Source organism: Rathayibacter sp. VKM Ac-2857 (assembly GCF_013205025.1).
Classification (GTDB): domain Bacteria; phylum Actinomycetota; class Actinomycetes; order Actinomycetales; family Microbacteriaceae; genus Rathayibacter.
In genome coordinates this window covers 1261305-1279585 of record NZ_JABMLE010000001.1, presented here as the reverse complement: position 1 = coordinate 1279585, position 18281 = coordinate 1261305, and the positions used below count along the sequence as shown (strand labels likewise).

Sequence of the window (18281 nt, the reverse complement as noted above, 5' to 3'; positions counted from 1 at the left end):
CGTATCGTGGTCGGGTGACTCCCACCGCGAACGACACCCTGTACGAGCGTGCCCGGCACGCGATCCCCGGAGGCGTCAACTCGCCGGTCAGGGCCTTCCGCTCGGTCGGCGGCACCCCGAGGTTCATGGTGTCGGCGACCGGCCCGTACATCACCGACGCGGACGGCCGCGAGTACGTCGACCTCGTCTGCTCCTGGGGCCCGGCCGTGCTCGGCCACGCGCACCCCGAGGTCGTCGCCGCGGTGCAGGAGGCGGCGGCGCGCGGTCTCTCCTTCGGCGCGTCCACCCCGGCCGAGACCGAGCTGGCCGAGCTGGTGGAGGCGCGGATCACGGCCGGCGGGGTCTCGCCGGTCGAGAAGCTCCGCCTGGTGTCCACGGGCACCGAGGCGACGATGACCGCGATCCGCCTGGCCCGCGGGGTCACCGGCCGCGACCTGCTGATCAAGTTCTCCGGTCACTACCACGGCCACTCCGACGGCCTGCTCGCCGACGCCGGCTCCGGCCTCGCGACGCTCGCCCTGCCCGCCTCGGCCGGCGTCACCGCGGCCACCGCGGCGCAGACGATCGTGCTGCCCTACAACGACCTCGACGCAGTGCGCGCCGTCCTCGCCGAGCGCGGCTCCGAGATCGCCGCCGTGATCACCGAGGCGGCCGCTGCGAACATGGGGGTCGTCCCGCCCGCGCCGGGCTTCAATGCGGCGCTCGCCGAGCTCGTGCACGCCAACGGCTCGCTGCTGATCATGGACGAGGTGCTGACCGGCTTCCGCGTCAGCGCCGGCGGCTGGTGGGGGCTCGAGAACGCCGGCGCCGGTGCCGATGGTGCCGAGGCGCCCTACGTCGCCGACCTCTACACCTTCGGCAAGGTCATCGGCGGCGGCATGCCGGTCGCGGCGCTCGGCGGCCGCGCGGACGTGATGGACCACCTGGCCCCGCTCGGGCCGGTGTATCAGGCGGGCACTCTTTCGGGGAATCCGGTCGCCGTGGCCGCGGGCATCCGCACCCTGCAGCTCGCCGACGACGCCGTCTACGCCGCGCTCGACAGCACGTCCCTGACGCTGCAGCGCGAGGTCTCCGCCGCGCTCTCGGCCGAGGGCGTCGTGCACACGGTGCAGAGCGCGGGCAGCCTCTTCAGCTTCATGTTCACCGACATCGGCGGACCGGTCCGCGACTACGCGCAGGTCCAGGCCCAGGAGTCGTTCCGCTACCCGGCTTTCTTCCACGCGATGCTCGACGCGGGCGTCTCGCTGCCGCCGTCGGTGTTCGAGGCGTGGTTCGTCTCGGCCGCGCACGACGATGCGGCGATCGGCCGGATCGTCGACGCGCTGCCGGCCGCCGCGAAGGCCGCGGCGGCAGCGCGCCCGCAGGAGTAGACGGTCGTGCCGGGGTCAGCCCCGGCGCGACACCGACTTCGGCAGGACGAAGACCAGTGCGAAGGCCGCGATCGCCATCAGCGCGCTGACCAGCATGGCCGGGGCCGCGGCGTCGAGGAAGCCCGAGGCGACGGTGTCCGGACCGGTGATCACCAGGCCGCCGAAGAGGATGCTGCCGATCGCGGCGATGCCGACCGCGGAGCCGATCCGCTGGATCGCCGAGATGACACCGCTCGCCGCGCCCGCGTCCTGCGGGTCGACCGTCGAGACGATGAACTGCACGTTCGGCGCGATGAAGAAGCCGTTGCCGACGCCCGCGATGAACAGCGGCGCGAGCAGCTGCCAGTTGGTGATCGAGTCCGGCGTCGCGGTCAGCAGCACCAGCCACACCCAGATCAGGCCGACGGCGAGCAGTCCGCTGCCGAGCACGAGGACGTTGCGGCCGAGCTTCGCGGTGAGGCGGTTGCTCTGCGAGGAGCTGACGATGCTGCCGATCGCGAACGGGATCGAGACCAGGCCCGACTCCAGCGCGGTGTGGCCGAGGCCGGACTGCCAGAGCAGCGAGATGGTGAAGAAGATGCTCGTGAAGGCCGCGAAGTAGACCAGCGCCAGGATCACGCCGCCGGTGAAGGCGGGGTGGCGGAACAGGGTCGGCGGCACGAGCGGCGCGCGGCCGCGGCGGGTGTACGCGACCTCCCAGGCGCCGAACGCGGCGAGGAGGATGACGCCGCCGGCGATCGAGAGGAAGGTCCAGAGCGGCCAGCCCTCGTCCTCGCCCTGGATCAGCGGCACGAGCAGGGCGACGAGGCCGCCCGAGACCAGGATCAGGCCGAGCCAGTCGACGCCGCCGCTCGGGGCGCGGTCCGCGGCGCCGAGCTCGCGGCGGGTCGGCAGCAGCATCGCGGCGGCGATCAGGGTCGCGACGCCGATCGGCAGGTTGACCCAGAAGACCAGGCGCCAGCCGTTCTCGTCGCCGAAGGCCTGGATGATCAGGCCGCCGATGATCGGGCCCAGCGCCGACGAGACGCCGAGGACGGCGCCCATCACGGCGAACGCCTTGCCGCGGGCGGGGCCGCGGAAGAGGATCTGGATGTAGGCGTTGACCGCGGGGACGAAGATTCCGCCCGCGAGGCCCTGCACGACGCGCGCGATGACGAGCTGGACGTCGTCGGCCGCCAGGCCGCAGGCGAAGCTCGCGACGGTGAACAGTGCGACGCCGCTGACGAAGACCCACTTGTGCCCGAAGCGGTCGCCGAGGCGGCCGGCCGGGATCAGCGCGAGGCCGAACGCGAGTGCGTAGCCCGAGATGATCCAGGAGAGTGTGGACTCGGAGGCGTCCAGAGTCGTGCGGATCGTCGGCAGCGCGACGTTGACGATGGTGGTGTCGAGCAGGGCGATGAACATGCCCGCCAGGAGGACCACGAGGGAGCGCCAGGCGCGCCGGTCGGGGGCCGGAGGGGCGCCGGTCACGCGGTCGGACGACGTCTCGGTCATGCGGAGGAGGCCTTTCGAGAGGCGGGAGAAGGGGGGAGGGGGAGCGGGACCACCCATCGGGGGTACGACCGCATGTGAACTCTCGCAGGAGCACCCGGGTTTCTGCACGTCTCGGCCTGTGGGGGCCTTCAGGTGAGAGCGCGGACAGGGCCGTCAGCGGCGGCGGGACTCGGCGGCGCGGGCGCAGGCGATGCAAAGGTCGGCGGTGGGGCGGGCCTCGAGGCGGGCGGCGCCGGTCGGCACCGGACGAGGAGTAGGCGCGCGTGCACTTCCAAGTCCTTCTCCTTGGACGGGACCCCGCTTTCATGCTGGTCGAGTAGCCCCGAAGGGGCGTATCGAGACCCACCGTCCTCAGCAGGGCGGGTCTGCAGACTCGGCTTCTGACGGCGGCGGATCTCGATACGCCCGCTGCGCGGGCTACTCGATCAGCAGGGATGAGCTCAGACCGACAGGTGATCCGTCCTCAGAGACCGCACTGCGCAGGCGCCGACTCCGATCGGCGTCGCGGGAGTGTCAGCGGCGGCGGGACTCGGCGGCGCGGGCGCAGGCGATGCAGAGGTCGGCGGTGGGGCGGGCCTCGAGGCGGGCGGCGCCGATCGGGAGGCCGCAGCGGGCGCAGTCGCCGTAGTCGCCGGCGGCCAGGCGCGCGCGGGCGGCGGCGAGGTCGCGCTCGGTGCGGGCGAGGGCGTCGCGCACCCCGGCCATCCGCGACCACTCGGCGGAGAGCGGAGTGCCCTCCGGATCGTGCTCGTCGTCGGCGGTGCCGTCGGCGCGGTCGAGGAGGAGCTCGCGGAGGGACTCGTCGAGTGCCGCCGCCTCGCGTCGAGCCTCGGCCTGCCGCTCGGCGAGGCGCGCGTCGAGGAGGCGCTGCTCGTCCGGATCCCTCGCCATCCCTCCATGCTGCCACTGCGACCCCCGGGCGCCGAGTGCGACGGTCGGGGCAGACTAGGGGCATGCCCGTCGTGACCGTGCTCCCCGACCGCCTCGAACTCCGCCTGACCCGTGCCGAACGGCTGCTCGCCCTGCACCGCGGCGACGTCGTCGTCGAGCGCGCCAGCATCCGCTCGGCGACCGTCACCGAGGATCCGTGGATCTGGGTGCGCGGGATCCGGGCGCCGGGGACCGCGGTGCCGCTCACGATCGCGGCGGGGACCTGGAAGTTCCACGGCGGCAAGGACTTCCTGCTGATCAAGCGCACGGCCGCGGCGGTCGTGATCGATCTGGTCGGCGAGGAGTACTCGCGCCTGATCGTCAGCACGAAGCACGCGCCGGAGCTGATCGCGGCGCTGCAGCTGGGCACCGCGACCTCCGCGATCCCGGTGATCGAGACGGACGACCTCGTCGTCGTGCCCGCCGTCGCCGAGCAGGCCGCCGAGCGCCTGGCCGCGGCGCAGGCGGAGGAGACGAAGCAGGCGGAGACGACGCCCGCGGAGGAGAAGCCGGCCGAGAAGGAGCCCGCCGCGAAGAAGCCCGCGGCGAAGAAGGCGCCCGCGAAGAAGCCGGCGCCCGAGAAGCCGATCGCCGAGAAGCCCGGCACCGAGGCGCCTGCGGCCGAGGAGCCCGCCACCAAGAAGCCCGCCGCCGAGAAGCCCGCAGCGAAGAAGCCCACCCCGAAGAAGCCCGCCGCGAAGCCGCGCCCCGACTCCTCCGTCGGCCACGCCTCCGCCGAGCCCAGCGGTGCGACCGAGGCCGCCGAGTAGGAGCGTCAGCCCCGGACGTCGACCAGCGTGCGCCCGTGCGCGCGCCCGGCGAGCAGGTCGGCCGCGGCGTCCAGCGAGCCCTCCAGAGGCACCGTCGAGGTCAGCCCGTCGAGCAGCTCCAGGTCGAGGTCGTGCGCGAGCCGGCGCCAGGCCTCCTCGCGGAGCTTCCGCGGCGCCTCCACCGAGTTGATGCCCGCGAGCGTCACGCCGCGCAGGATGAACGGCATCACCGTCGCGGGCAGGTCGCCGCCCTGCGCGAGGCCGCAGGCGGCCACAGTGCCGCCCCAGCGGGTCTGCGCGAGGGCGTTGGCCAGGGTGTGCGAGCCGGCCGAGTCGACCGCGCCTGCCCAGCGCTCGGACTGCAGCGGCTTGCCCTTCTCGGACAGCTCGGCCCGGTCGAGGACCTCCGTCGCGCCGAGGCGGCGGAGGAGGTCGCCGTGCTCGTCCGCGCGGCCGGTCGCGGCGACGACCTCGTGGCCGAGCGCGGACAGCACCGCTACGGCGATCGAGCCGACGCCGCCCGAAGCGCCGGTGACCAGCACCGGTCCGTCGCCCGGTCGCACGCCGTGGCGCTCGAGCGCGAGGACGGCGAGCATCGCGGTGAAGCCCGCGGTGCCGATCGCGCCGGCCCGGGCGGAGGAGATCGCGCCGGGGATGCGCAGCAGCGAGGCGGAGTCGACCCGCGCCCGCTCGGTGAGTCCGCCGTCGAAGCGCTCGCCGAGGCCGGCGCCGTTGAGCACGACCCGGTCGCCGGAGTCGAAGCGCTCGGCCGCGGCCCCGTCGGCGTACTCGACCGTGCCGACGACGTCGATGCCCGCGATCAGCGGGGTGCGGCGCACCACCCCCGGTCGCCCGGCGAGGGCGAGGGCGTCCTTGTAGTTCACGCTCGAGTACTCGACGGCGAGGGTCACATCGCCGTGCGACCGGTCGGGGTCGTCCCGCTCGGTCAGTCGTGCGCGATTCGGGGTCTCGGTGTCGGAGGAGGACTGCTGCTCGACGACGACGGCTCGGAACATGAGCCCACGCTACGCCCGAGCGCGCGAGGCGCGCCCGAGCGCGGCGTCAGTTCAGCGGACGGGTGCCCTCGGGCAGCGCGCCACCGGCGTAGAGGGCGGTCGCCGTGTCCTGCAGGGCGGTCAGCGCGACGCGCTGCGTCCACGGGCCGTAGGAGACGCGGGCGAGGCCGAGCTCCTCGAGGCGCGCGGGCGACTGCGAGCCGGGGACGCCGATCACGCTGACCCGCTGACGGCCGAGCGCGGCGACGAGCGCCTCGAGCTCGGCGTCCTGCAGCAGGCCCGGGACGAAGAAGCAGGTCGCTCCGGCGTCGAGGTAGGCGCGTCCGCGCTCGATCGCGTCGGCCAGCACCTCGCCGCGGTCGCGGTCGCCCGCGCGGAGGAAGACGTCGGTGCGGGCGTTCAGGGCGAAGGGCACGGCCTCCTCCTCGGCCGCGGCGACCGCCTTCTCCACCGAGCGCAGCGCCTCGGCGAGCGGCTTCGCCTGGTCCTCGAGGTTGGCGCCGACGACGCCGACCTCGATGGCGCGGCGGATCGTCTCGCCGGCGTCGCCGTAGCCGGCCTCGAGGTCGGCGGAGACGGGGACGTCGACCGCGGCGACGATCCGCTCGATCATGCTCAGGTGCAGGTCGAGCGGGATCCGCTCGCCGTCCTCGTAGCCGAAGGTCGCGGCGATCGAGTGGCTCGCGGTCGCGAGCGCCCGGGTCTCGGGAAGGGCGGTGATCGTGGTGGCCGAGATCACGTCCCAGACGTTCACCACGCTCAGCAGCTCGGGGGCGGTGTGGAGGTCGACGAGGGTGCGGCCGCGCGCTTCGATGCTCATCCCTCGACCGTAGACCCCGCCCGGGAGTCGGCGCGGTGCGCCGCGCACTCCGCGCCGCCGCAGCCCTCGCAGACGACGAGCTGCGCGCGGCAGGCGGGATCGGTGCAGTTGCGCATCCGGCTGGTCGGCTCGGCGCAGACGGTGCAGCGGCCGAGCACCTCCGCGTCGGGCGAGAAGGTCAGCGAGCCGCGGCCGTCGAAGACGTAGAGCGCCCCGCGCCAGAGCCCCGTGTCGCGACGGGCCTCCTGGTAGCGGACGACGCCGCCGTCGAGCTGGTACACCTCGCCGAAGCCGCGGGCGAGCATCAGGCTCGAGAGCACCTCGCAGCGGATGCCGCCGGTGCAGTAGGTGACGACCGGCCGGCCCTTGAGGTGGTCGTAGGCGCCGGAGTCGAGCTGCTCGACGAACTCGCGGGTGCTCGCCACTCCCGGGACGACTGCGCCGTCGAAGCGGCCGATCTCGGCCTCGAAGGCGTTGCGGCCGTCGAAGAACACCACGTCCTCGCGCTCGGCCACCAGGGCGTCGAGCTCGTCGGGGGCGAGCCGGGTGCCGGTGCCGACGACGCCGGACTCGTCCACCCGCAGCTCCTCGGGCGCGCCGAACGACACGATCTCCTCGCGCACCTTCACCGAGAGGCCGGGGAAGTCGACGCTGCGGCCCTCGTCGTCCAGGCCCGTGCCGTCGCTCCACTTCACCTCGAGACCGCGGAAGGCGGAGTGCTCGCGGGTGCGGCGGACCCAGCGCTTGAGCGCGCCCATCTCGCCGCCGAGAGTGCCGTTGACGCCGTCCTTCGAGAGCAGGACCCGGCCGCGCAGGCCGAGGTGCTCGGCGAGCTCGCGCTGCCACAGCCGGACGGATTCGGGGTCGGCGAGCGGCACGAAGCGGTAGAACAGCAGGATCTTCGGCAGCACCGGGTCATCCTACGAGGGCGGGACCGGGGCGGACGAAACGCTCCGGCAACGCGGGTGTGACAGCATCTCCCGGTGACCGACGCCCCTCTCCCTGTGCCGCACAGCCGCTTCGAGGACGTCTTCGGGCTCGTGACGGGGGCGTTCGTCGTGTCGCTGGGCCTGTTCCTGCTCCGCTCGAGCGAGGCGGTGACCGGCGGGACCGCGGGGCTCGCGCTGCTGCTGGGCTACGTCGCGCCGATCCCGTTCGGTGTGATCCTGGTCGTCGTCAACCTGCCGTTCCTGGCGCTCTCGCTCTGGAAGAAGGGCTGGCGTTTCACCCTCCGGACGATGTCCTCGATCGTGCTGGTGTCGGTGCTCGCCGGGCTGCACCCGCTCGCGTTCGGCACGATCCGGATCGACCCGGTCTACGGGGTGCTCACCGGGGACGTGCTCGCGGGCATCGGCCTGCTGATCCTGTTCCGGCACGGCTCGAGCCTCGGCGGCTTCAGCATCCTGGCCCTCCTCGCGCAGGAGCGGCTCGGCTGGCGGGCGGGCTACGTGATGATGGCGCTCGACGCCTGCGTGGTCGTCGCGGCGCTGCTCGTGGTGCCGCCGCTGAACGTGCTGATCTCGGCCGCGGGCGTCGTGGTGCTGAACCTCGTGCTCGCCTTCAACCACCGGCCGGGGCGCTACCTCGGTTCCTGAGTGCCGCGGCGTGAGCGCCGCAAGCCCTCGACCTGCGGCCGCCGGTTCCTAGGCTGGAGGGGAGGCGCGCGACTGCCGCGCCCGAACGGAGAACCGGATGTCCGACTGGAACTACGACCCCTACGCCCGCCTCGGCGAGGTGCCGACCTTCACCCTCGAGAGCGACGACATCAGCGACGGCGCCGCGCTGGCCCCCCGCCACTACGGCGAGGGCTCGGGCGGCGAGGACGTCTCGCCGCAGCTGCGCTGGTCGGGAGCGCCCGCCGAGACCAAGAGCTTCGCGGTGACCGTGTTCGACCCCGACGCGCCGACCGGCTCGGGCTTCTGGCACTGGGCGGTCTACAACCTGCCCGCCGACACCACCGAGCTGCCGACCGGCGCCGGGGCGGCCGGATTCGAGCTGCTGCCCGCGGGCGCGCAGACGCTGCCGAACGAGATGCGGCTGCGCCAGTTCATCGGAGCGGCGCCGCCGGACCGCGAGCACCGCTACTTCTTCGTCGTGCACGCCCTCGACGTCGAGGAGCTCGAGCTCGACCCGGAGTCGACCCCGGCGATCCTCGGCTTCAACGTGCACTTCCACACGCTCGCGCGCGCGGTGCTGGTGGCGACGGCGACGCCGGACGGCGCGAAGGGCTGACGACGGCGGGTCTCGATACGCCGCTCCGCGGCTACTCGACCAGCATGCTTGCTTGCTGATCGAGTAGCCCGCGGAGCGGGCGTATCGAGATCCCGCGCTACCCGAAGAGGGTGCGCGCCTCCTCGTAGCGGGAGTCGGGCACCGTCTTCAGGGTGCCGAGGGCCTCGGCGAAGTCGACGTGGTAGATGTCGGTGCCGCGGAGGGCGACCATGCGGCCCCAATGCTCGGCGACGACGGAGTCGGCGGCGGCCATGCCGAGGCGGGTGGCGAGAACGCGGTCGAAGGCGCTGGGGGTGCCGCCGCGCTGGATGTGGCCGAGGGTGGTGGCGCGGGTCTCGATGCCGGTGCGGTCCTCGATCATCGGGGCGAGCATCTCGCCGATGCCGCCCAAGCGCGGGCGGCCGAAGGCGTCGAGGCCGCGCTCGGAGTGCGCGTCGTCCATCGAGTCGAGCGAGAAGCCCTCGGCGACGACGACGAGCGGGGCGCGGCCGCGGTCCTGGGCGCTCTGCACCCATTCGACGATCTGCTCGATCGAGGTCTTCTTCTCGGGGATGAGGATGACGTGCGCGCCGGCCGCCATGCCCGAGTGCAGCGCGATCCAGCCGACGTGGCGGCCCATGACCTCGGCGACCATGCAGCGGCCGTGCGAGTCGCCGGTGGTGCGCAGGCGGTCCATCGCGTCGGTGGCGATGCCGACGGCGGTGTCGAAGCCGAAGGTGTAGTCGGTCGCGCCGAGGTCGTTGTCGATGGTCTTCGGGACGCCGACGATCTTGAGGCCGGCGTCGGTGAGGCGCTTCGCCGCGGCCAGGGTGCCCTCGCCGCCGATCGCGATGATCGAGTCGATGCCGTTGCGGTCCATCATCTCGGCGATCTTCTCGGGGCCGCCGTTGTCGCCCTCGAAGGGGTTCGTCCGGCTCGTGCCGAGGATCGTGCCGCCCTGCTTGGCGATGCCCTGGATCTCGGGCCGCCCGAGGGGGAGGAGGTCGCCGTCGACCACTCCGCGCCACCCGTTGCGGAAGCCCACGAATTCTTGGTCGTACACCTTGATGCCCTTGTACACGGCACCGCGGATGACGGCGTTCAGCCCGGGGCAGTCGCCCCCGGAGGTCAGGATCCCGATCTTCACCCGCTCAGAGTAGAGGACGCGGGGGAGCGCTCGAGGCACCCGTTCGGGCAGGTCCGCTCGCGGGTGCCTCCGAGCGGGAACGACGAAGGGCCCCTCCTCGCCGCCTCGAGGAAGGGCCCTTCATCGTCGTGGGGTCAGACGCCGCCGTTGGAGGCGGTGTTCACCACACCGTTGACGCCGTCGGGGAAGAACCCGCCCTTGACGACCGGGCCGGGGTTCAGGTACACGATGTTGAGGACCTGGCCGGGGCTGCGGCTGAACGCGATGCCGTTGGCGTCGGTGGGCTGGATGTTGGCCGCGCCGCCGACCTTGACACCCTGGTCGAGGTCCGTGGGACCGTCGAGGCTGTCGCGGGCGTCGGACAGCTTGCCCGCCTGCACGTCGAGTCCGGCGCCGTAGATCGCCGAGCGGATGGCACCGGCGTGGTACGCCTCCACCGCGAGGATGCCGGCGGCCGCCTCCAGGTAGAGCTTCGACTGGATGAGGGGGGCAGCGCCCTTGTAGGCGGTGACTCCGACGTCCTCGAAGACGAAGGCGCCGAGCAGGAAGTTCTGCTCGTTGAGGAACGGGTCGAACGAGCCGCCCTTGGGGATGAGACCGGCCGCTTCGGCCGCGGCGTTGAAGCTGGCCGTGAGGTTGATCGTCGGGCGGGAGACGGCGGCGGCGCCGAGCTGGCCGCGGAGGAACTTGACGTGCGCCTTCTCGTCGTTGGCGACCTCGCGGGCGAAGGACTTCAGCCACGGGGTCTTGAACGGGACGGCACGGCCGCCGGTGACGCCGCCGAGCGAGCCGGTGCCGGTGGTGTCGCTGCCGGCCAGGCCCTGGCCGGTGACGGCGCGGAGGTAGAACTCGGCCTCGAGGTACTCGAGGTTGAGCGCGAAGTTGAGGACGGCGGCGTCGCCGGGGCCCTCAGCGGCGACCTCTTCGGCCGAGGCGGCGGGGGCGGAGGCCAGGGCCGCCGCTCCGATGCCGAGTCCGGCGACGCCGGTGGCCTCGAAGAAGCGGCGACGGTCGAGAGCCGTCTCCGAGCTCCTGACGATCGCGTTGCGGATGAATGTGGTGTCGAACATGTGCGCATCTCCAGTGATAGGCGGTTGGCCGGGCTGACGGACTGTGCCGCGACAGCGCGAAACTACGCCCGGGATCGGGGCGCTGCCTAGCGGAATCGGGGGATTCAGATTGCGCATGTGTTCTTCCGGGTTGAACCAATCCGGGCGGTCCGCCGCTCCGAACACGTCGTGGATGGGGGTTCTGCGGGAGCCCTTATCAGGCGCGGATCACCCGGTCCCGGCGGGTGTCGGCGGGCGCGGCTACCATCGCAGCGTGTCGACCGCCCTCCCCGCTCCCGTGCCGTTCCTGGCCACGGTCTACGCGCCGGCCGTGCCGGTGAGCCTCGCGCTCACCCTCCGCACGCTGCTGCGCGGCTCGGGTGACCCCACGATGCTGATCGACGCGACCGGATTCTGGCGCGCCTTCCGCACGCCGCTCGGGCCCGGGACGCTCCATCTGCGCCAGGCGGCCGACGGCGCCGTGCACGCGCGCGCCTGGGGCGAGGGCGCCGAGTGGCTGATCGACCACGTGCCCGAGCTGCTCGGCCACGGCGACGACTGGAGCGCGCTCGACCTGTCCTCGCACGGCCCGCTGGCCGAGGTTCTGCGCCGCTCGGCCGGGCTGCGGCTGACCCGGGCGAACCTCGTCTTCGAGATGCTGGCGCCCTCGATCCTGGAGCAGAAGGTCACCAGCACGGAGGCGTGGCGGGCCTACCGGGCGCTGGTCCGACTGCACGGCGAGCCGGCTCCCGGGCCGGTGGCGCTGCACGTGGCGCCGTCGGCCGAGCAGTGGCGCCGGGTGCCGTCCTGGGACTGGCACCGGGCGGGCGTCGACCCGCGGCGCTCGCGCACCGTGCTCACGGCGGCGCTGGTGGCGAAGGGGCTCGAGCGCACGCTGGCCCTCGGCCGTGGCGGCGAGGTCGTGGCCGCACGGCTGCAGTCGGTGCCCGGCATCGGGCCGTGGACGGCCTCGGAGGTGATGATGCGCGCCCACGGCGACCCGGACGCGGTGAGCGTGGGCGACTACCACCTGGCCGCCGCGGTCGGCTTCGCGCTGACCGGGCGCCTGGGCGTCGACGACGACGGGATGCTCGAGCTGCTCGAGCCGTGGCGCGGTCACCGGCAGCGGATCATCCGCCTGATCGGCACGAGCGGCGCGCGCAAGCCGCGGCACGGCCCGCGGATGACGATCCAGGACCACCGCTTCCACTGACGGCGGCCGGGTCGTCAGGCGCCGAGCGCCTCCAGCACCGCCATCGCCGCGTTGTGGCCGCCGATCCCGGAGACCCCGCCGCCCCGTCGCGCGCCGGCGCCGCAGAGCAGCACCCGCGGGTGCTCGGTGGCGACTCCCCAGCGCTGAGCCGGGGTGTCCAGCGGCTCGTCGTCCTCCGCGAACGGCCAGGAGAGCGGCCCGTGGAAGATGTGGCCGCCGGGCAGGCCGAGGCTCTCCTCCAGGTCGCGGGTCGTGCGCGTCTCGACGCAGGGGTTCCCGTCGGCGTCCAGGAGCAGCAGCTCGCGGATCGGCTCGGCGAGCACGGAGTCGATCGAGTCGAGGATCGCGGTCTCGAGCTGCTCCCGCGTCGGGGCGTCGTCGCCGGTCAGCAGCCGGTCGGGGACGTGCAGGGCGAAGACGGTCAGAGTGTGCGCGCCGCTCGCGGCGAGCTCCGGCGAGAGGATCGTCGGGTCGGTCAGCGAGTGGCAGTAGATCTCGCAGGGGATCGGCGAGGGGACGCGCCCCTGCTCGGCCGCGCGGTGGGCGTCGTCGAGCTGCCGATAGCCCTCGTTGACGTGGAAGGTGCCGCCGAAGGCCGCCTCCGGGGCGACGCTCTCGTCGCGGAGGCGCGGCAGGCGGCGCAGCACCAGGTTGACCTTCACCTGGGCGCCCTCCGGACGCGGGACTCCCGGGCGCACGGCGTCCTCGCCGCCGCCCAGCAGCCGGTCGAGGACGAACGGGGCGACGTTCGAGAGCACGAACCGCGCCCGCACGCGGCGGGTCCGCGGTCCGCGACGGTAGACGACGTCGCCCGAGGGGTCGACGCTCGTCACCTCGGCGCCGGTCAGGATCCGCGCGCCGGCGTTCCGGGCCGCGCGCTCCAGCGCTCCCGAGACGCTGCCCATCCCGCCCACCGGTACGTCCCAGTCGCCGGTGCCGCCGCCGATCACGTGGTAGAGCAGGCAGCGGTTCTGCGCGAGGTCGGCCTCTGCGGCGCCGGCGAAGGTGCCGATCAGCGCGTCGGTGAGCAGGACGCCGCGCGCCGTGTCGCCGGCGATGTTCCGCTCGATCACCTCGCTGATCGGCCGCTCGATCATCGCTCGCCAGATCGCGTCCTCGCCGACCAGCCGCCGCGCCTCCTCGCGGCGCAGCAGCGGCTGGGTGAGCGTCGGCCAGAGCGCTCGCGCCAGCCGGGAGGTGTGCCGGGAGAAGTCGGCGAACGTCTCGGCGTCCTCCGGCGTGCCCATCCGCGCGAAGGAGGCGGCGGTCGCGGCCGCGTCGCCGGTGTCGACGAGCAGGCCGCGACTCGGGTCGGCGGGATCGGGCGTGTAGGAGGAGTAGCGCCGCCGCACGAGCGGCACGTCGACCCGCAGATCGGCGAGGATCGACGGGGGCAGGAGGCTGACGAGGTAGGAGTAGCGGCTGAGCCGCGCCTCGACGCCGCGGAACGGGTACTCCGAGACGGTCGCACCGCCCGCGCGCGCACCGCGCTCGAGGACGAGGACGTCGAGTCCGGCCTGCGCGAGGTAGGCCGCCGCGACCAGGCCGTTGTGACCGGCACCGACGATCACGACGTCCACCGAGGGATCGACCGCGGCGGGGGTGTCGGAGCGCAGCGGGCCGGGCGCGATGCCGCTGCGCTCGGAGACGTCTCGGGGGCGGTGCCTGTCGCGTCGGGCCATGGTCCCCAGTCTGGCGTCAGCCCTCGTCGCTGCGCAGCGCCTCGGTGACGAACTCGCGCAGGGAGAAGAGGATCTCCTCGCTGGAGCGGCCGCTCGACTCGACGAGGCGGCCGGTGAGCCAGGTGAGGCAGATGACCGCGGCGCCCGCGACGTCGGAGGAGGTGGGCACGACGACGCCGTCCTCGTCCAGCACGCCGTTCTCGATCGGGCTGAGCGCGCGCTCGAGCACCGCCCGGTTGACGGTGCCGGTCGCCTCGCCGTCGTAGGAGGCGGAGCTGTCGATCAGCGCCTGCGCGGGTATCATCGCGGCGCGGGGGATGGGCAGCGGATCCATCGGGGTCTCCGATCGGGAGCGGGACTGTCGGGTGCGCCCCATGGTGCTCCTCCGCCGGGCTCGCGTCCATCGCCCCTGCACGGGTGTCGTCCACAGCCGCAGTTCCCTGTCGAGTGTCCACAGACGGGGCGACACGACCCGCCGTCGCGCCGCCTCGGGCATAGCCTCGGGGGATGGAGAAGTCGACGCCCTCAGCCGTGCCCGGGAACGACCCGGAGCAGGACGAGACGAGCGACGCGCGCGACGAGAAGATCGACCGGCACGCCCTGAGCGACACCGGCCAGTACCAGACCGGCGTGGCGCTGCGGCTGCCCCGGCAGAAGCCCGAGTTCGACGCCGAGGGACCGGTCCTCGCCCGCGTCGAGGCGCTGGTGCGCCGCTGGCTGGTGCGCAGCCGCGCTTTCCCGGTCGACCCGGCGGCGCAGCGCCTCGCCGGCGTGCTGCAGGATCCGAACGGCCTCGACTTCACGGTCGGCTTCGTCGACGGGGTCGCCCGCCCGGAGGACCCGGTGGTCGCGGCCGAGAACCTCGCGGCGCTGACCGCGAAGACCCCGGCGTTCCTCCCCTCCTACCTGCGCGCCGCGGTCGCGACAGGCGGCGCCGTCGGCCCGGTGCTGCCGTGGATCGTCGTCCCGGCGGCGCGCCAGGTGCTGCGCCGGATGGTCGGCCACCTCGTCGTGGACGCCTCGGACGCCCGGCTCGGCTCGGCGATCCGCCGGCTGCGCGAGGGCGGCGACCGCCTCAACCTCAACCTGCTCGGCGAGGCCGTGCTCGGCGAGCGCGAGGCCGACCGGCGGCTCGCGGGCACCGTGCGGCTCCTCGAGCGCCCCGATGTCGACTACGTGAGCATCAAGGTCTCGAGCATCGCCAGCCAGCTCTCGATGTGGGCGTTCGACGAGGCCGTCGATCGCGTCGTGGAGCGGCTCACTCCGCTCTACCAGCTGGCCGCGGCGAGCCCGGAGCCGAAGTTCATCAACCTCGACATGGAGGAGTACAGGGACCTCGATCTCACGGTCGCGGTGTTCCGCCGGCTCCTCGAGCAGCCGGGGATGCAGCAGCTCGAGGCCGGCATCGTGCTGCAGGCCTACCTGCCCGACGCCCTCGGCGTGCTGATGTCGCTGACGGAGTGGGCGACCGAGCGCCGGCGGCTCGGCGGGGCGCCGATCAAGGTCCGCGTCGTCAAGGGCGCGAACCTCGCGATGGAGCGGGTGGACGCGGCGATCCACGACTGGCCGCTCGCGACGGTCGGCAGCAAGGCCGAGGCCGACACCAACTACAAGCGGCTGCTGGACTACGCGCTGCGCCCCGAGCGCACGGACGCGGTCCGGATCGGCGTGGCCGGCCACAACCTCTTCGACATCGCCTGGGCGTGGATCACCGCGAACGAGCGCGGCGTCGCCGACGCGGTCGACTTCGAGATGCTGCTCGGGATGGCGACCGGGCAGGCGCGCGCCGTCCGCGAGGACGTGGGCCGGCTCCTGCTCTACACGCCGGTCGTGCACCCGCACGAGTTCGACGTCGCGATCTCGTACCTGATCCGCCGCCTGGAGGAGAACTCCAGCCCCGAGAACTTCCTCTCGGCCGTCTTCGAGCTGGAGGACGAGAGCGTGCTGCAGCGCGAGCTCGGCCGGTTCCGCGCGTCGCTCGAGGCGCTCGACGACACGGTGCCGACCCCGAACCGCACCCAGGACCGCCTGCGCGAGTGGGCGTCGGGCTCCGGCGTGCGCCTGGTGCGGGAGCACGCCGGCGCGGGCGCCCGCGTGCAGGACCCGGCCGCCGAGGGCCTCACCGAGGCGGTGCTGGGGCTGCGCCGCGGCTCCGGCGCGACGGCGGCGACCAGCGCGTTCCGCAACGAGCCCGACACCGACCCGGCGCTGCCGGGCAACCGCCGATGGGCACGGCTGATCACCGACCGCATCGAGACATCGACCATCGGCACTTTCGCGGCCGACCGCGCCCGCATCACCGACGCCGGCGAGCTGCAGGAGCTGCTGCGCCGCGTCGCCCTCCGAGCGGAGCGCTGGGGCGAGCGCCTCGGCTACGACCGCGCCGCGATCCTCGACCGGGCGGGCCTCGCGCTCGCCGCCAACCGCGACCGGCTGATCGAGGTGATGGCCTCGGAGACCGGCAAGACGGTCGCCGAGGCCGACCCCGAGGTGTCCGAGGCGATCGACTTCGCCCACTACTACGCCACCCGCGCCCGCGAGCTGGACGCCGTCGGCGGCGCCACCTTCGTGCCCGAGCGGGTGACCGTGGTCGCGCCGCCGTGGAACTTCCCCGTCGCGATCCCGGCCGGGTCGATCCTCGCGGCGCTCGCCGCGGGCTCCGGAGTCGTCGTCAAGCCGGCGCCGCAGGCCCGCCGCTCGGCCGCGGTGCTCGTCGAGGCGCTCTGGGACGCGGGGATCCCGCAGGACCTCGTCGCCCTCGTCGACCTCGACGAGGAGACGCTCGGCCGCGCCCTGATCACCGATCCGCTGGTCGACCGGGTGCTGCTCACCGGCTCCTACGAGACCGCGAAGCTCTTCCGCTCCTGGCGACCCGACCTGCCGCTGCTCGCCGAGACCAGCGGCAAGAACGCGATCGTCGTCACCCCGCACGCGGACTACGACCTCGCCGTCGCCGACATCGTGCGAAGCGCCTTCGGGCACGCCGGTCAGAAGTGCTCGGCCGCCTCGCTCGTGATCCTCGTCGGCTCGGTCGCCCGCTCGAAGCGGTTCCGCGCGCAGCTGGTCGACGCCGTGACCTCCCTCCGGGTCGGCTGGCCGAGCGACCCGGCCGCCGCGATGGGGCCGCTGATCGAGAAGCCGACCGGCAAGCTCGCGCACGCGCTGACCACCCTCGGTGCGGGGGAGTCCTGGCTCGTCGAGCCGAAGCGCCTCGACGACACCGGGCGGCTGTGGTCGCCGGGCGTGCGCGAGGGCGTGACCGAGGACAGCTACGCCCACCTCACCGAGTTCTTCGGCCCGGTGCTGGGAATCATGCACGCCGCGACCCTCGAGGACGCGATCCGCCTGCAGAACGCCACCGACTACGGCCTCACCGCCGGGCTGCACTCGCTGCACTCGGACGAGCTCGCCCTGTGGCTCGACTCGGTCGAGGCCGGCAACCTCTACGTGAACCGCGGCATCACCGGGGCGATCGTGCGCCGTCAGCCCTTCGGCGGCTGGAAGCGCTCGTCGGTCGGCGGCGGGGCGAAGGCCGGCGGCCCGAACCACCTGGTCGGCCTCGGCTCGTGGAAGCCCTCGCCGGCCCGCCCGTCGACGACCCTGCACCTCCGGGGCCTCGACGACCGCGCCCGGCAGTTCATCGAGGCCGCGCAGTCCTCGCTCCAGTTCGAGCAGTTCGACCTGCTGCGCCGCTCGGCGCTCTCGGACCAGCTCGCCTGGGCGACCGAGTTCGGCGTCGTCACCGACATCTCGAAGGTCGGCGTCGAGCGCAACCTGTTCCGCTACCTCCGCGTGCCGGTCGCCGTGCGCCTCGCCGACGGCGGCGACCTCGGCGAGCTCCTCCGCGTCATCGCCGCCGCACTGCTCGTGCGGGCGCGCCTGGACGTGTCGACGTCGATCCCGCTGCCGCCCAAGGTCGCCGGGATGCTCGCCGGCGACGAGCTGCTCGAGATGGCCGGCCTGGCGCCGAAGGTGGTCGTCGAGTCGGACGCGCAGTGGCTCGCCCGTGCCGCGGCCGGCCGGATCACCGCGTCGCGCATCCGCATCGTCGGCGACATCGTCTCGGACCGGGTGGACGCCTTCGGCGGACCGCAGGGCGGCACCGCGCCCTCCCTCGGCCCGGACGCCTCCGCCGAGGCGCTGCAGGTCGCCCGCGACTCCACCCGCTCCTTCACCGACGTGGTCAGCGGGATGACCCGCGGCAGCACCGGCAAGCCCGTCCCGCTCGTGCGCGCGGACGGCTCGCGGGTGCCGCTGGCGACGGCGCTCGCCGAGGCGCTCGGCGGCTCGCCGGACGTCGCGATCTACGCCGACCCCGTCACTCCGGCCGGCCGCGTGGAGCTGCTGCCCTTCCTCCGCGAGCAGTCGATCTCGATCACGAACCACCGCTTCGGAGCGCCGATCGACCTGTCCGACGACGTGCTGTGATGTTTTCCGAGCCGCCCCCTGTGCGGCTCGGCGCGGTCGGCTCGCGAGGGGGGCGCGTTCCAGGGAGCGGGGTGCGTTCGGCTTCGTGGATTCGCTGGCACGCGAATCCGCGGGTCGCCTCGTGAGTGAAAGGGGATTCGGAGGCTGCACG

16 protein-coding genes are annotated in these 18281 nt (G+C 73.6%); 6 read left to right on the top strand and 10 right to left on the bottom strand.

Going from position 1 to position 18281, the window contains the following annotated elements; all coding sequences use genetic code 11:
- Positions 1 to 14: 14 nt before the first annotated feature.
- Positions 15 to 1370, top strand: a complete 1356-nt coding sequence (hemL, locus tag HQQ86_RS05930) for a glutamate-1-semialdehyde 2,1-aminomutase (protein WP_173287166.1) — start codon at positions 15 to 17, stop codon at positions 1368 to 1370.
- Between the two features lie 15 nt (positions 1371 to 1385).
- On the opposite strand, the gene HQQ86_RS05925 is transcribed toward hemL, so the two are convergent.
- The 3 genes from HQQ86_RS05925 to HQQ86_RS21670 form a co-directional block, all read right to left on the bottom strand.
- Positions 1386 to 2864 carry an MFS transporter gene (locus HQQ86_RS05925; protein ID WP_173287165.1) on the bottom strand — a complete coding sequence of 493 codons (1479 nt, stop codon included), beginning with the start codon at positions 2862 to 2864 and terminating at the stop codon, positions 1386 to 1388.
- Positions 2865 to 3017: 153 nt separating this feature from the next.
- Positions 3018 to 3107, bottom strand: a complete 90-nt coding sequence (locus HQQ86_RS21960; protein ID WP_173287164.1) for a TraR/DksA C4-type zinc finger protein — start codon at positions 3105 to 3107, stop codon at positions 3018 to 3020.
- A 270-nt stretch (positions 3108 to 3377) separates the two neighbouring features.
- Positions 3378 to 3755 (bottom strand): TraR/DksA C4-type zinc finger protein, encoded by a 378-nt coding sequence (locus HQQ86_RS21670; RefSeq protein ID WP_173287163.1) that lies wholly within the window; start codon positions 3753 to 3755, stop codon positions 3378 to 3380.
- Between the two features lie 62 nt (positions 3756 to 3817).
- Between HQQ86_RS21670 and HQQ86_RS21175 the strand changes: the two genes are divergently transcribed.
- A complete protein-coding gene (locus HQQ86_RS21175; RefSeq protein ID WP_254071787.1) occupies positions 3818 to 4564 on the top strand; it encodes a hypothetical protein in 747 nt (248 codons plus the stop codon).
- A 5-nt stretch (positions 4565 to 4569) separates the two neighbouring features.
- On the opposite strand, the gene HQQ86_RS05905 is transcribed toward HQQ86_RS21175, so the two are convergent.
- Genes HQQ86_RS05905 through HQQ86_RS05895 form a run of 3 tightly spaced genes read right to left on the bottom strand, consistent with a single transcriptional unit; the run spans position 4570 to position 7311 of the window.
- The gene (locus tag HQQ86_RS05905) at positions 4570 to 5580 is read right to left on the bottom strand and encodes an MDR family oxidoreductase (RefSeq protein ID WP_173287162.1); all 1011 of its coding nucleotides are present in this window, start codon (positions 5578 to 5580) and stop codon (positions 4570 to 4572) included.
- Between the two features lie 46 nt (positions 5581 to 5626).
- On the bottom strand, positions 5627 to 6400 hold the full coding sequence (locus tag HQQ86_RS05900) for an isocitrate lyase/phosphoenolpyruvate mutase family protein (RefSeq protein WP_173287161.1): 774 nt from the start codon (positions 6398 to 6400) through the stop codon (positions 5627 to 5629).
- Positions 6397 to 7311: a rhodanese-related sulfurtransferase gene (locus tag HQQ86_RS05895; protein ID WP_367948556.1), complete on the bottom strand. Its 915-nt coding sequence runs from the start codon at positions 7309 to 7311 to the stop codon at positions 6397 to 6399. Before HQQ86_RS05895 ends, HQQ86_RS05900 begins: the two co-directional genes overlap by 4 nt.
- 72 nt (positions 7312 to 7383) lie before the next feature.
- Here HQQ86_RS05895 and HQQ86_RS05890 point away from each other — a divergent pair, with 72 nt between their 5' ends.
- Positions 7384 to 7995: a YitT family protein gene (locus HQQ86_RS05890; protein WP_173287160.1), complete on the top strand. Its 612-nt coding sequence runs from the start codon at positions 7384 to 7386 to the stop codon at positions 7993 to 7995.
- A 97-nt stretch (positions 7996 to 8092) separates the two neighbouring features.
- Positions 8093 to 8632, top strand: coding sequence for a YbhB/YbcL family Raf kinase inhibitor-like protein (locus HQQ86_RS05885; RefSeq protein ID WP_159423505.1), 540 nt, complete (start codon positions 8093 to 8095; stop codon positions 8630 to 8632).
- Between the two features lie 97 nt (positions 8633 to 8729).
- Here the strand turns inward: HQQ86_RS05885 and HQQ86_RS05880 are convergent, their stop codons facing one another.
- Positions 8730 to 9758, bottom strand: a complete 1029-nt coding sequence (locus HQQ86_RS05880; protein WP_123701816.1) for a 6-phosphofructokinase — start codon at positions 9756 to 9758, stop codon at positions 8730 to 8732.
- A 134-nt stretch (positions 9759 to 9892) separates the two neighbouring features.
- The gene (locus HQQ86_RS05875) at positions 9893 to 10828 is read right to left on the bottom strand and encodes a ferritin-like domain-containing protein (protein WP_173287159.1); all 936 of its coding nucleotides are present in this window, start codon (positions 10826 to 10828) and stop codon (positions 9893 to 9895) included.
- A 253-nt stretch (positions 10829 to 11081) separates the two neighbouring features.
- On the opposite strand from HQQ86_RS05875, the gene HQQ86_RS05870 reads away from it, so the two are divergent.
- Positions 11082 to 12020 carry a DNA-3-methyladenine glycosylase gene (locus HQQ86_RS05870; RefSeq protein WP_367948555.1) on the top strand — a complete coding sequence of 313 codons (939 nt, stop codon included), beginning with the start codon at positions 11082 to 11084 and terminating at the stop codon, positions 12018 to 12020.
- A 14-nt stretch (positions 12021 to 12034) separates the two neighbouring features.
- Here HQQ86_RS05870 and HQQ86_RS05865 read toward each other — a convergent pair whose 3' ends face one another.
- On the bottom strand, positions 12035 to 13702 hold the full coding sequence (locus HQQ86_RS05865) for an NAD(P)/FAD-dependent oxidoreductase (RefSeq protein ID WP_173287158.1): 1668 nt from the start codon (positions 13700 to 13702) through the stop codon (positions 12035 to 12037).
- 16 nt (positions 13703 to 13718) lie between these two features.
- Complete coding sequence (locus HQQ86_RS05860; protein ID WP_173287157.1) at positions 13719 to 14036, bottom strand: hypothetical protein; 318 nt, start codon at positions 14034 to 14036, stop codon at positions 13719 to 13721.
- A 173-nt stretch (positions 14037 to 14209) separates the two neighbouring features.
- Here HQQ86_RS05860 and HQQ86_RS05855 point away from each other — a divergent pair, with 173 nt between their 5' ends.
- The gene (locus tag HQQ86_RS05855) at positions 14210 to 18130 is read left to right on the top strand and encodes a bifunctional proline dehydrogenase/L-glutamate gamma-semialdehyde dehydrogenase (RefSeq protein WP_173287156.1); all 3921 of its coding nucleotides are present in this window, start codon (positions 14210 to 14212) and stop codon (positions 18128 to 18130) included.
- Positions 18131 to 18281: the final 151 nt, after the last annotated feature.

Excerpts from the sequence above, each read along its gene's own strand:
- HQQ86_RS05925 (WP_173287165.1), bottom strand. The coding sequence starts at position 2,864 with ATGACCGAGACGTCGTCCGACCGCGTGACCGGCGCCCCTCCGGCCCCC.
- HQQ86_RS05885 (WP_159423505.1), top strand. The coding sequence starts at position 8,093 with ATGTCCGACTGGAACTACGACCCCTACGCCCGCCTCGGCGAGGTGCCG.
- HQQ86_RS05900 (WP_173287161.1), bottom strand. The coding sequence starts at position 6,400 with ATGAGCATCGAAGCGCGCGGCCGCACCCTCGTCGACCTCCACACCGCC.
- HQQ86_RS05860 (WP_173287157.1), bottom strand. The coding sequence starts at position 14,036 with ATGGATCCGCTGCCCATCCCCCGCGCCGCGATGATACCCGCGCAGGCG.
- HQQ86_RS21670 (WP_173287163.1), bottom strand. The coding sequence starts at position 3,755 with ATGGCGAGGGATCCGGACGAGCAGCGCCTCCTCGACGCGCGCCTCGCC.
- HQQ86_RS05905 (WP_173287162.1), bottom strand. The coding sequence starts at position 5,580 with ATGTTCCGAGCCGTCGTCGTCGAGCAGCAGTCCTCCTCCGACACCGAG.
- HQQ86_RS05855 (WP_173287156.1), top strand. The coding sequence starts at position 14,210 with ATGGAGAAGTCGACGCCCTCAGCCGTGCCCGGGAACGACCCGGAGCAG.
- HQQ86_RS21175 (WP_254071787.1), top strand. The coding sequence starts at position 3,818 with ATGCCCGTCGTGACCGTGCTCCCCGACCGCCTCGAACTCCGCCTGACC.
- HQQ86_RS05875 (WP_173287159.1), bottom strand. The coding sequence starts at position 10,828 with ATGTTCGACACCACATTCATCCGCAACGCGATCGTCAGGAGCTCGGAG.
- HQQ86_RS05865 (WP_173287158.1), bottom strand. The coding sequence starts at position 13,702 with ATGGCCCGACGCGACAGGCACCGCCCCCGAGACGTCTCCGAGCGCAGC.